At 64.6% G+C, this 12316-nt stretch carries 12 protein-coding genes; 3 read left to right on the plus strand and 9 right to left on the minus strand.

The window, feature by feature from the left end; all coding sequences use genetic code 11:
- Positions 1 to 109: 109 nt before the first annotated feature.
- Positions 110 to 1210 carry a 3,4-dihydroxy-2-butanone-4-phosphate synthase gene (ribB, locus tag FJ417_RS11190; RefSeq protein ID WP_140659136.1) on the minus strand — a complete coding sequence of 367 codons (1101 nt, stop codon included), beginning with the start codon at positions 1208 to 1210 and terminating at the stop codon, positions 110 to 112.
- Positions 1211 to 1302: 92 nt separating this feature from the next.
- Positions 1303 to 2418: a chorismate synthase gene (aroC, locus tag FJ417_RS11195; RefSeq protein WP_140647259.1), complete on the minus strand. Its 1116-nt coding sequence runs from the start codon at positions 2416 to 2418 to the stop codon at positions 1303 to 1305.
- A gap of 247 nt (positions 2419 to 2665) precedes the next feature.
- Here aroC and FJ417_RS11200 point away from each other — a divergent pair, with 247 nt between their 5' ends.
- Positions 2666 to 2929, plus strand: coding sequence for a DUF1344 domain-containing protein (locus tag FJ417_RS11200; RefSeq protein WP_140783436.1), 264 nt, complete (start codon positions 2666 to 2668; stop codon positions 2927 to 2929).
- 240 nt (positions 2930 to 3169) lie between these two features.
- On the opposite strand, the gene FJ417_RS11205 is transcribed toward FJ417_RS11200, so the two are convergent.
- From FJ417_RS11205 to FJ417_RS11220, 4 genes are all read right to left on the minus strand, one after another.
- Positions 3170 to 3757: a histidine phosphatase family protein gene (locus FJ417_RS11205; RefSeq protein ID WP_140783437.1), complete on the minus strand. Its 588-nt coding sequence runs from the start codon at positions 3755 to 3757 to the stop codon at positions 3170 to 3172.
- Between the two features lie 52 nt (positions 3758 to 3809).
- Positions 3810 to 4628: an enoyl-ACP reductase FabI gene (fabI, locus tag FJ417_RS11210; RefSeq protein ID WP_140647257.1), complete on the minus strand. Its 819-nt coding sequence runs from the start codon at positions 4626 to 4628 to the stop codon at positions 3810 to 3812.
- A gap of 108 nt (positions 4629 to 4736) precedes the next feature.
- Complete coding sequence (locus FJ417_RS11215; protein WP_140783438.1) at positions 4737 to 5663, minus strand: DnaJ C-terminal domain-containing protein; 927 nt, start codon at positions 5661 to 5663, stop codon at positions 4737 to 4739.
- A 115-nt stretch (positions 5664 to 5778) separates the two neighbouring features.
- The gene (locus tag FJ417_RS11220) at positions 5779 to 6243 is read right to left on the minus strand and encodes an RT0821/Lpp0805 family surface protein (protein ID WP_140783439.1); all 465 of its coding nucleotides are present in this window, start codon (positions 6241 to 6243) and stop codon (positions 5779 to 5781) included.
- A gap of 40 nt (positions 6244 to 6283) precedes the next feature.
- Here FJ417_RS11220 and pdxH point away from each other — a divergent pair, with 40 nt between their 5' ends.
- The gene (pdxH, locus tag FJ417_RS11225; protein WP_140783440.1) at positions 6284 to 6901 is read left to right on the plus strand and encodes a pyridoxamine 5'-phosphate oxidase; all 618 of its coding nucleotides are present in this window, start codon (positions 6284 to 6286) and stop codon (positions 6899 to 6901) included.
- Between the two features lie 18 nt (positions 6902 to 6919).
- On the opposite strand, the gene FJ417_RS11230 is transcribed toward pdxH, so the two are convergent.
- Entirely contained in the window at positions 6920 to 7954 is a 1035-nt protein-coding gene (locus FJ417_RS11230; RefSeq protein WP_140783441.1) for a LacI family DNA-binding transcriptional regulator, read from the minus strand.
- Between the two features lie 95 nt (positions 7955 to 8049).
- On the opposite strand from FJ417_RS11230, the gene FJ417_RS11235 reads away from it, so the two are divergent.
- The gene (locus tag FJ417_RS11235; RefSeq protein ID WP_140783442.1) at positions 8050 to 9243 is read left to right on the plus strand and encodes a phytanoyl-CoA dioxygenase family protein; all 1194 of its coding nucleotides are present in this window, start codon (positions 8050 to 8052) and stop codon (positions 9241 to 9243) included.
- Between the two features lie 54 nt (positions 9244 to 9297).
- On the opposite strand, the gene FJ417_RS11240 is transcribed toward FJ417_RS11235, so the two are convergent.
- Together FJ417_RS11240 and FJ417_RS11245 are read right to left on the minus strand one after the other, a co-directional pair.
- On the minus strand, positions 9298 to 10050 hold the full coding sequence (locus FJ417_RS11240; protein WP_140783443.1) for a crotonase/enoyl-CoA hydratase family protein: 753 nt from the start codon (positions 10048 to 10050) through the stop codon (positions 9298 to 9300).
- 27 nt (positions 10051 to 10077) lie between these two features.
- A complete protein-coding gene (locus FJ417_RS11245; RefSeq protein WP_140783444.1) occupies positions 10078 to 11847 on the minus strand; it encodes an acyl-CoA dehydrogenase in 1770 nt (589 codons plus the stop codon).
- Positions 11848 to 12316: the final 469 nt, after the last annotated feature.

Consider the following 12316-nt stretch of genomic DNA (forward strand, 5'->3'; position numbering starts at 1 on the left):
CGAGATGACGACGTCGCGGAGGCCCCGGCCAATCGCCTCCGTCGCGGAGGCTCTGGTCAATCAGCAACGCCGGCGGGGCTGCCGCCAGGACCTTCGGCGCCCCGGCAGCCTAAAGAATCTCGGTCTTGGCGATGTGGATGCCAAAGCCTTCGAGGCCGACATAGTGGCGCTCGCGAGAGGCGATCAGGTTGATCGAGGAGATGCCGAGATCCTTGAGGATCTGGGCGCCGAGGCCGATCTCGCGCCATTCGTTCTCGCGGCGGCGGGCTTCCTCATGGTCCTCGCGCTCGCCACTCGCGGGCCGCTTGCGCTCCTGGTGGGCGACGCCGACCGAGCCTTCGCGCAGATAGACGATGACGCCGCGCCTGCGCTCGCCCATCGCCTTCATGATGCCGTCGAGGCGATGGCTGGTGCCGAAGACGTCGGTGACGACATCTTCCGAATGCAGGCGCACCGGCACGTCCTCGCCGTCACGGATATCGCCGAAGACGACCGCGACATGGTGCATGGAATCCCAGGGCAGCGTGTAGGTGAAGACCTGCGCCTTGCCGCCGGGCGTGTCGATGTCGGAGCAGGCGACGCGCTCGACCAGCGTTTCCTTGCGCTGGCGGTAGGCGATGAGGTCTGCGACCGAGACCTGCTTCAGGCCATGCTGTTCCGCGAAGGCCTGCACTTCAGGGCCGCGCTTGACCGTGCCGTCGTCGTTGACCAGTTCGGAGATGACACCGACCAGGGGCAGGCCGGCAAGCTTGCAGAGGTCGACCGCGGCCTCGGTGTGGCCGGAGCGCATCAAGACACCGCCTTCGCGCGCGATCAGCGGGAAGATGTGGCCGGGACGCACGAAATCGGACGGGCCGACATTGCCGTTGGCAAGGTTGCGCACGGTGAGCGTGCGGTCGTCGGCGGAAATGCCGGTCGTGGTGCCGTGCTTGAAATCGACGCTGACCGTGAATGCGGTGGTGTGGGCGGAGTCATTGTCCGCCACCATCGGCGCGAGGTTCAGCCGCCTGGCATCGTCACGCAGCATCGGCGTGCAGACAATGCCGGAGGTGTTGCGGACGATGAAGGCCATCTTCTCCGGAGTGCAGTGGACGGCGGCGACGATCAGATCGCCTTCGTTCTCGCGCCCGTCATCGTCCATGACGACGACGATCTCGCCGCGCTCGAAGGCGCGGATCGCTTCGACGATCTTCTTCTGGTCGTATGGCATGGCGCGCTCGCTTCGCTCGCAGGAATTAGGCAGTAGGCAGTAGGCAGTAGGCAGTAGAAGAAAGAAAACGGCTGTGTCGGGCGGTCTACTGCCTAATCCCTACTGCCTACTGCCTTCCCTGTCTGTCCTCTGTGCCGCAGATAATGATCGGCGACCGCGCAGGCAACCATGGCCTCGCCGATCGGCACGGCGCGGATGCCGACGCAAGGGTCATGGCGACCCTTGGTCATCACCTCGACATCCTTGCCGTCCTTGTCGATCGACTGGCGCGGGGTCAGGATCGACGAGGTCGGCTTGACGGCGAAGCGGGCGACGATCGCCTGTCCGGTCGAAATGCCGCCCAGGATGCCGCCGGCATTGTTGGATAAAAACACCGGCTTGCCGTCATTGCCCATGCGCATCTCGTCGGCGTTCTGTTCGCCGGTGATGCGGGCCGCCTCGAAGCCGTTGCCGATCTCGACGCCCTTGACGGCGTTGATCGACATCAGGCCCGACGCGATGTCCTGGTCGAGCTTGGCGTAGATCGGCGCGCCGAGGCCCGGCGGCACGCCATCGGCGACGATCTCGATCACCGCGCCAACCGAGGAGCCGGCCTTGCGGATGCCGTCGAGATACCGGGTGAAGACAGGCACCGAAGCAGGATCGGGTGTGAAGAACGGGTTTTCGGCATCGCCTACGAAATTCCAATTCCAGTTGGCGCGATCGATGGACTTTTCGCCCATCGAGACCAGCGCGCCGCGCACCGTCATGCCGGGAACTATCCTGCGCGCCAAGGCGCCCGCCGCCACTCTGGCTGCCGTCTCGCGCGCCGAGGAGCGGCCGCCGCCGCGGTGGTCGCGCAGCCCGTATTTGACGTCGTAGGTATAGTCGGCATGGCCCGGCCGGTACTGGCGGGCGATCTCGCCATAGTCCTTGGAACGCTGGTCGACATTCTCGATCAGCATCGACACCGGCGTGCCGGTGGTGATCATCGTCTCGCCGTCCTCGTCGAGGATGAAGCCGGACAGGATCTTGACCTCGTCCGGCTCGCGGCGCTGGGTGACGAAGCGCGACTGTCCAGGGCGGCGGCGGTCGAGCTCGGCCTGGATATCCTCGCGCTTGAAGCGAATGCCAGGCGGGCAGCCATCGACAACGCAGCCGAGCGCGGCGCCGTGGCTTTCACCCCAGGTGGTGACGCGGAAGAGATGGCCGAATGTGTTATGAGACATGGAAAACGCCCTGCCCGGCGGCGGAGCCGGCAACCTGAAGTGGTGCAGCATCCCCTGCGCATCCAAAAGCACGCGCGGCGCTGCCGGCTTGCCTTCTATTGGCGTTTTCCACAGTGGTCAAACGGCTGCATCAAACTGTGATCTGGCGGATTTAGTTTTGACACATTCGGTTGGTTTCTGCTCTCTTCCCATCCGCCGTTGAGGATCCGCCGCTGACCAGCCGGCGCAATGACCAAAGAGGACGACGATGCGTACCCTGATTGGCGCCGCCTGCGCCATGTTGCTGATTTCCACCGCCGCCGCGTTCGCCGGCCAGACCGAAGGCCTGATCAAGAAGGTCGACAAGGACACGCTGACGCTGACGCTTGACGACGGCAAGGCCTACAAGCTCAACGCCGAGACCGATATCGACTCGCTGAAGCCCGGCATGGACATCGTCATCGCCTTTGACGTGACCAATGGCGAGAATGTCGTGACGGACATGCAGTTGCCGGACAGCGACCAGAATTAGCTTTCGAGTTGGAGGCTGAAGCGTCCGTGTTTCGTCATTCTAGGGCGAAGCAAGGAGCGTAGCGACGCGCGCAGACCCTAGAATCCATTCCGTTACGTCGACGCTTTGCAGCGGTGCAGAACGAGTTCTCTTCTGCACCGTTTTTACCATTTGACCTAGGTCGCGGCATGGATTCCAGGGTCTCCGCGACGGAGCTTCGCTCCTGCTTCGCCCTAGAATGACGAAGCAGAGGCGTCTTCCTCACAACCACTCCAAGCTCCGGCCTTCCAGTCGCAGCAGTCGGTCCTGCGGCACCTCGAGGCCGGCGGCTTCCTGCTTGGAAAAGCCCGCGACGAAGCGGAAGAAGCAGCGGATGACGCCGCCGTGGGTGACGCAGACGGTCGGCTGACGCAGCGCGTCGAGCCACGGCTTGATCCGCTCGAGCAGCATCTCGTAGCTTTCCGCGCCCTCGCCGGGCGGCTGGAAATCCCATTTGGCGTGGCGACGGCCGTTGGTTGAACCGGGGGCGCGTTCCTCGAGCTCGGCGAAGGTAAAACCTTGCCAGTCGCCGAAGCTTATCTCCACCAGGCGCGCATCGGTGCGGTAGGCGGAGGGATCGAGCCCCATCGCTTCGCGCACCAGTTCCATCGTCTCGCGGGTGCGCCGCATCGGGCTGGCGACGAAGTCGAAATCCGCAGGATTTCTGACGAGCTCCGCCAGCCGCCGGCCGTTGAGCCTCGCCTGCTCGCGGCCAAAATCGTTGAGGTCGGTGTCGGCCTGACCCTGCAGGCGGTGCTCGGCATTCCACTCGGTCTGGCCGTGGCGCGCGATGTAGACGAGCGGGTACATCAGGTCTTCCGTAGGTCGGGCCAGGGCCTGGACGGATGATAAGCGGAGGCGATCAGTCCTTGACGGTCGAGATATCCGGCGCGTCGACCGCCTTCATGCCGACGACATGGTAGCCGGAATCGACATGATGGACCTCGCCGGTCACGCCGCGCGACAGATCCGACAGGAAGTAGACGCCGGAATCGCCGACCTCTTCCTGCGTCACCGTCTGCTTGAGCGGCGAATTGTACTCGTTCCACTTCAGGATATAGCGGAAGTCGCCGATGCCGGAGGCGGCCAGCGTCTTGATCGGACCGGCCGAGATCGCGTTGACGCGGATCTTCTTGGCGCCGAGGTCGACGGCGAGATAGCGCACGCTCGCTTCGAGCGCCGCCTTGGCGACGCCCATGACGTTGTAATGCGGCATCACCTTCTCGGCGCCGTAATAAGTCAGCGTCAAAAGCGAGCCGCCATCGGTCATCAGCGGCTCGGCGCGCTTGGCGATGGTGGTGAAGGAATAGACCGAAATGTCCATGGTGCGCAGGAAATTGTCGCGCGTCGTCTCGACGTAGCGGCCGGTCAGCTCGTCCTTGTCCGAGAAAGCAATCGCGTGGACGAGAAAATCGAGCTTGCCCCAATGCCCGGCGATGTCGGCAAAGACGGCGTCGAGGCTTTCCGGGTCGGTCACGTCGCAATGGCCCGCGACATGCGCGTTGAGCTCGGCCGCCAGCGGCTCGACGCGCTTCTTGAAGGCCTCGCCCTGATAGGTCAGCGCAATCTCGGCGCCATGATCGACGCACGCCTTGGCGATGCCGAAAGCGATCGACCGATTGTTGGCAACGCCCAGGATAAGGCCCCGCTTACCGGCCATCAGGCCCTGTCCACCTGCCATGTGCAAGCTCTCCGCAAGAATATCTGCTTTGTGGAGAGCCCTATCGCACAGGCACAAAGCCCCTTCAAGCGCCCAAAAGACACTGCACCAGGAACAAAATTCCGCCGATCAGCCTTTTTGGCGGCGCATAAGGGCCTCAAGCTCGGTATCGCCGCCTTCCGGCAGCATCAGCCGCACATGGGCATAAAGATCGCCATGGCCGCCGGCCTTTTCCGGCAGGCCCCTGCCCTTGAGGCGCAGCACCTTGTCGGAACTCGACCATGCCGGAACGTTGACCGCGAGCTTGCCGGTCGGCGTCTCGACCGCCACCTTGGCGCCGAGCACGGCGTCGGCCAGATCGACAGGCAGATCGACATGCAGGTCGCGCCCTTCGATGCGGTAGCGGGCGTGGCGGCGGATGTGGATCTTGACCAGCGCATCGCCCGGCTGGCCCTGGCCCTGCTCGCCCTGGCCCTTCAGACGAATCGTCTGGCCGTCCTCGACATAGGCCGGCAGCTTGACCGCCACCTTGCGGCCGTCCGGAAACATCGCCGTCACCTTATCGGCGCTGGCTGCCTCCTCGATGCTGATGTCCATGGTGACGTTGAGGTCGGCCGCCTGGACAGGCTGGCGGCGATCGCCCCGGCCGGCGCCGCGGGCGCCGGAAAAGGCATCGCCGAAGATCTGGCTGAAGATGTCGCTGTTGCCGTCGAACGGATCGCCGCCCGGACGTCCGCTACGGAACTCGAAATGCGCGCCGCCCGGGCCCTGCTGACGGCGGAACCCGGCGAATGGATCGCCGCCGGCCGCGCCTTCAAAACCCTGGAATTTCGGCTTGCCCTCGGCGTCGATCTCGCCGCGATCGTAGGCGCCGCGCGCCTTCTCGTCGCCGACGACTTCGTATGCCTGGTTGACGGCGGCAAAACGGTCCTTCGCCTTGGGATCATCCGGATTCTGGTCCGGATGATGCTTCTTGGCGAGCTTGCGATAAGCCGATTTTATGTCCTTGGCCGATGCGTTCTTGGCAACGCCCAGCACCTCATAGGGGTCGCGCATGCTTCCTGCCTGCAAGAGAGATTGAATTCACGGGTCGCCCCCTATATGCGCTCGCATAGGAAGAAATTCCAGTGGCGCAAGGGGAATTGGCGCCCGAAAATCAGAGTGCCCGAAATCAGAGCGCCTTGAATTCCTGCATGCGCCAGCCGCCGGCGCCGGCCAGGCACAGCTCGCCCTTGTAGAGGGCAACGCCGTCGAAGCTCTCGCGCGTGGCGCTGAAACGGCGACAGGTCAGGCCGCCATCCTTCAGTTCCACCAATTCGGTGATTGCGCCGCGCGAGCCGGTGTCGGCATTGGCCCATGGCACGGACTGGCCGCCCAGTTCCTTGATGTCGGCGGAGGAAACGGCGTTGCCGATGGTGGTCTGATCGGAGTCCTTGTCGGCCGCCGCCGGAGCCGCGGGCGAGGACGGCGCGCTGGAGGTGATGATCGAGCGATCGACCTCCGCCTTTTCCAGGCTGAACCCGCCGGCGCCGCAGGCGGCAAGAGGAAGCGCCAACGTCAACAGCGCAGCCTTGGCACTGGCCGAAGCGATAACGCTCCATTGCCCGCTGTCAAAAGCTTGCGCGATACGCGACAATCGGCGAACTCCTCCCGCAATATTAAAAATTTGGAAAACTATGAACGAAACCGAGTTAACAAGCAGTGACTTCACAGAGGCTGCGGAGCCGTTCCGGCTCTTTGCCGCATGGCTGGAGGACGCAACCAAAAGCGAGATCAACGACGCCAACGGCGTCGCCCTGGCAACCGTCGATGCCGACGGCATGCCGGATGTGCGGATGGTGCTGCTCAAGGGGTTCGACGAAAAGGGGTTTGTCTTCTACACGAATTTCGAGAGCGCCAAGGGCCGCGAGATTCTTGGCAGCATGAAGGCGGCGATGTGCTTCCACTGGAAATCGCTGCGCCGCCAGGTGCGGGTGCGCGGGCCGGTGGAGATCGTCAGCGACGCAGAGGCCGACGCCTATTATGCGACCAGGCCGCGCGGCAGCCGCATCGGCGCCTGGGCCTCGAAACAGTCGCGGCCGCTGGAGGGCCGCTTCGCGCTGGAGAAGGCGGTGGCCGAATACACGGCGCGCTACGCGATCGGCGAGATCCCGCGGCCGAAACATTGGTCGGGCTTCCGCATCATGCCGCAAACGATCGAGTTCTGGCACGACCGGCCGTTCCGCCTGCATGACCGGGTCGTCTTTTCGCGCAACGCGCAAGGCGGTTGGGACAAGGTCAGGCTTTATCCCTGAAGCACTGTGGCATTGCCCCTATGTGTTGCCAGCCGCCTGCGGCACATTGAAGGGCGTGATGATCTGGATGTTGGCCATGCCCGAAACCGGCGATTTCGGCAGCAAGCCATGCGCGCGCATGACATGCAGACAGGCGTTTCGCATGTCGTGGCCGAGATCGTGATGCAGCACGGCGCTGACACGTCCGGCGCGTAGGAGCGCGAGATTGTCGGCGTCGAGATCATGCCCGACAAAGGCGCGGCACGTGCGGCCGAGCGCGGCGAAGGCTTCGACGATGGCACGGTTGCCGCCGCCGATCGAATAGACGCCGGCAATGTCGGGGTTAGCCCGCAAGGCCGCGAGCGCGAGCATGCCGGTGTTGCGGTCGAGGCCATGGCCCTCGCTGACCTCGACGATGCCGAGCGCCGGATAGCGCTCGCGAAGCGCTTGCCGGAAGCCTATCTCGCGCTCCTCCTCGCCGCGAAACCGGTTGCTGCTGATGGTGACGAGGATGCGCGCCGGTCCGCCGCCAAGCCACTCGCCGAGAAGATAGGCCGCGGTCTCGCCGGCCGCCCGATTGTCCATGCCGACATAGGCCTGTCGCCCGGTGTCGGGAAGATCCGTCACCAGGGTGACGACGGGAATCCCGGCGGCGATGAGCCCGGCCGTCGCGCTCCTGACCTCCGCGACATCGGGCGCCTTGAGGAACACGCCGTTGCTGCCGCGCCGCCGCAAGGTCTCGATGATGGCGACCGTGTCGCCGACGCCGCGCGTCTCGGCGAAATGGTAGCGCGCGCGAAAGATCACCGGCTGCAGCGACGGCATCGCCTGCTCGAGCCCCTGGCGCACCGCCTCGCTGAAGCGCGACGGCGCTTCCATGACGACGTCCAGGACAAGCTTGCGGCCGGAAAGGCCGATCTGGGCGCGCTGCTTTTCAAGCTCGCCGATAGCCTGCCTGACCCGCCGTACGGTGTGCTCGCGCACGCCCGGCCTCTCGTTGAGGACGCGGTCGACCGTCGCCAGGCTGAGCCCGGCCTGGAGAGCGATATCCTTGACGAGAAAGGGGCGAGACATCTTCTGAGGTGTTTTTGAGGTGTTTTGGAGGCAACCGGCGCCGCAGATTGCGGTATACGGCAACGACAACCGGGATCGCAACAGGAGGATGCGTCATGAAGGCCGACAACCCAGCCAAGGTCAGGTCCGAACGGGTCTGGCTGACCAAGGACCAGTGCGACATCGAAGGCTTCCGGGCGATCGTCGAGCAAGCGACCAACCTCGCCGACTACCCCTTCGCCGCCGGCGTCGAAAAGAACGTGCTCGTCTATGACGGCGATGCTGTCTGCAAGGCGGCGGCCGAGCCCGAGACACGCAAGGCGCTGCTGGCGGAGTGGGTCGAGGCGATGACCAGCGGGCCTGGCGTCGTGGCCTTCAAGAAAGCGTTCGCCGACACGGCGCCGATCGATAGGGCGACCAAGCTCTTCAACGAGATGATCGCCGAGCAGCACGCCATCGGGACCGGCGGCGGCGACCATTTCGCCAAGCCGGGCGCCAATGATCGCATCTGGAATGCGCTGGAGAAATTCTGCCTGCGCGATCCGCAAGCCTTCGCCGCCTATTACGGCAACGACATCATCGCATTGATCTCGGAAGCCTGGCTTGGGCCGGCCTATCAGATGACCTCGCAGATCAACTGCGTTAATCCCGGAGGCGCCGCGCAATCGGCGCATCGCGACTATCATCTGGGCTTCCAGACCCCCGAAGTGATCGAGCGCTATCCGGTGCATGTGCACTCCATCTCGCCGGTGCTGACGCTGCAGGGGGCCGTCGCCCATTGCGATATGCCGCTGGAGAGCGGCCCAACGCTCTACCTCCCCTACTCGCAGGCCTATCTGCCCGGATATCTCGCCACCGGCCTGCCGGAGTTCAAGGCGTATTTCGCCGAGCATCACGTGCAGCTTGCGTTGGAAAAGGGCGATGCCGCTTTCTTCAACCCGGCGCTGTTCCATGCCGCCGGCAACAACCGCTCCGCCGACATCCGGCGCATGGCCAATCTGCTGCAGGTGTCTTCGGGTTACGGCCGCGCGATGGAGAGCGTGGACCGCACTAGGATGAGCCGCGCGCTCTATCCCGCGATCCAGACAATGCTGGCAGAAGGCGCGATTTCGAAGGCAGCGGCCGCCAACGCGATCGCCTCGACGGCGGAGGGCTATTCCTTCCCGACCAATCTCGATCGCGATCCGCCGATCGGCGGGCTGGCGCCGGAAACGCAGCAAGCGCTGTTCCACCGCGCGCTCGAAGCCGGATGGACAGCAGAGGCTTTCGGCAAGGCGCTAGATGAACAGGCGGCCAAGAAGCTAACGTGACAAGTCCGCGGGCGTCCGCCACAGAGGGCGCCCCTTTCCGGATGGGCTTCGCGCCTATCCCTTCTTGCGGGTCATGAACGCAGTCAGCGCCGCGCGCGCCTCGTCCGATTTCAGCCGCTCGCGGAAATGCTCGCTTTCTACCTTGATGCGGGCGACGAGTTCCTCGCGCGGTTCGCGCATCAGGTCGCGCGCGATCTTCAGTGCCTGCGGCGGCTTGGCGGCGATGTCGCCGGCGGCGGCCAGCACCGCGCTTTCCAGAGCGCTCTCTTCGACGACGTCGTAGATCAGACCGGCCGCCTTGGCGCGCTCGGCCGAAAAGCCTTCGCCGAGGCCGAGCAGCGCGAAGGCGCCCTGCCGTCCCAGGAGCCGCGGCGCGATCAGGCTTGAGCCGGCCTCCGGCACAAGGCCGAGATCGACGAAGGGCGTGCGGAACAGCGTGCGCGGCGTAGCGAATGTCAGATCGCAATGCAGGTTGAGCGTGGTGCCGATGCCCACCGCAATACCGTCGACGCCCGACACAATCGGCTTCTCGGACTTGGCCAGCGCCATCAGGAAATCCCAGACCTCGTTGCCGCCCTCGCCGCCAGTGGCGATGACCAGGAAATCGGCAAGGTCGTTGCCGGCGGAAAAGGCGCCCGGAACGCCGAGGAACACATGCACGCGGACCGCCGGATCGGCATCGCCTTCGGCAAGCGCGGTCGACATCTTCGCGTACATGGCGCGCGTCAGCGCGTTCTTCTTGTCCGGGCGGTTGATGCGGATGATCTGCACGGCGCCCTGGCGCTCGACGAGGATATGGTCGGTCACTATCGGTTCCTTCGAATGTCGGGCTATTCAGGCGGAGATCAGCGCCTTGCCGGCTGCAGCGAGGCTTTCGGCGCCGTCGATGACGCGCTCCTTCAGCGCGCGCGTCTCGCCAAGCAGGTTTTCTGCAAAGAAGCGGCAAAGCGCGATGCGGCCACGGTCGGCGAGCCCGCCTTGCGCCAGATAGGCGCCGCCGGCGGCGAGCGAGATCAGGCGCAGATAGGGCGTGGCGCCGGCCATGGCGGCGTCCGCCTTGCCGCCGGCAAGCAGCTTCTGCAAGAAGCGGGTCGCTTCGTCGAGATCGGACAGCGCGCGGTCGAGATTGTCTGCGGTGCGGCCGAAGCCTTCGATGTTGGACGTGCGCACCGCATCGGCCATCGCTTTCAACTCGCCGATATAGGAATGCACATGCTCACCGCCGCCAAGCGGCAGCTTTCGCGCCACAAGGTCGATCGCCTGGATGCCGTTGGTGCCTTCATAGATCGGCGCGATACGAGCATCGCGATAAAGCGCCGCGGCACCGGTTTCCTCGATGAAGCCCATGCCGCCATGCACCTGGACGCCAAGCGAGGCGACCTCAACGCCGACATCGGTCGAGAAGGCTTTGGCAAGCGGCGTCAGCAGGTTGGCGCGGTCGCGCCAATTGGCGGCGGCCTCGCCCTCGCCGAGGCGCGCGCGATCGAGCGCATGCGCGCAGGAATACCTGATCGAGCGGGCGATCTGGGTCAGCGCCCGCATGGTGAGCAAACTGCGCTGCACATCGGGATGATGGACGATCGGCGCCATGCCGGAGCCGGAATAGTTCGAGGCCTTGCCCTGGCGGCGCTCATTGGCATAAGCGATCGCCTTCTGCGTGGCTGTCTCGGCGACGGCCACGCCCTGCATGCCGACGGCAAGGCGGGCGTTGTTCATCATCGTGAACATGCAGGCCAGGCCCTTGTTCTCCTCGCCGATCAGCCAGCCGATGGCGCCGGGGTTGGCGCCCTGGAAACCGTCGCCATAGATCATAGTGCAGGTCGGAGAGGCATGGATGCCGAGCTTATGCTCGAGGCTGGAACAGAAGACGTCGTTGCGGGCGCCGAGCGAGCCATCGTCGTTGACGAAGAACTTCGGCACCAAAAACAGCGAGATGCCGCGCGTTCCGGCCGGCGCGTCGGGCAATCTGGCCAGCACCAGATGCACGATGTTGTCGGTGAAATCGTGCTCGCCATAGGTGATGAATATCTTCTGGCCGAAGATGCGGTAGGTGCCGTCGCCGACGGGCTCGGCACGGCTGCGCAAGGCCGCGAGATCCGAGCCCGCCTGCGGCTCGGTCAGGTTCATCGTGCCCATCCACTCGCCGGAGACGAGTTTTGCGAGGTATTTGGCCTTGAGTTCCTGCGAAGCGTGCTTGTCGAGCGCCTCGACCGCGCCCATGGTGAGCGTCGGGCCGATGCCGAAGGCCATGGCGCCGGAATTCCACATTTCGAGCGCGGCGACGCCGAGCATCGTCGGCAGGCCCTGGCCGCCGAATTCTTCCGGCCCGGACAGCGCGTTCCAGCCGCCGTCGATCCAGCGCCGGTAGAGTTCCTTCCAGCCGGGCGGCGTGGTGACGGAGGCGTCCTTGAGCACAGCACCTTGCTCGTCGCCGATCTTGTAGAGGGGAGCGACCTCCTCGCTGGCGAAGCGCCCGGCCTCGGCCAGGATCGCATCGACAATATCCTCGCCGAGATCGCCGAAGGTGCCGGCGTCCAGCGCCGGCTTCAGCCCGGCCACCTGCTTCAGCGTGAAGGCGATGTCCTCGACCGGCGCGCGATACATATCTGTTCCTCCTGCGTTCCAGCCAATCCTAGTGCATGGCCGAAGCGAAACCATCCGTCGATCTCGCACCTTCTTTTTACGTAAACGTCAAACTTTGTCACGCGGATTTTGCAAGCGTAGACTTCGTCATCCACGGGCGAGCGACGCCATAGAATGACAACCTGACGAGCGTTCCGGCTAATCACGAACGTGATCGACACCTTTGCCGAACGAAGCGGATCGCAGACCTCAGAGATTAGCCGAAGCGCCCGAACTTCGTCATCCACGGGCGGAGCAAGGAGCGAAGCGACGCGCGCAGACCCGAGGATCCATTCCGTGACCTCGCGCGAGGGGTGCAGCGGAGCAGAATTCTGGACCGTGGTAACGCCTCAACGTCACGGAATGGATTCTATGGTCTGCGCCGCGTCGCTTCGCTCCTTGCTTCGCCATAGAATGACGAAATCGCGATGGCGATGGCCAATTTTCAAGG

This window comes from Mesorhizobium sp. B3-1-7, from assembly GCF_006439385.1.
Taxonomy (GTDB): domain Bacteria; phylum Pseudomonadota; class Alphaproteobacteria; order Rhizobiales; family Rhizobiaceae; genus Mesorhizobium.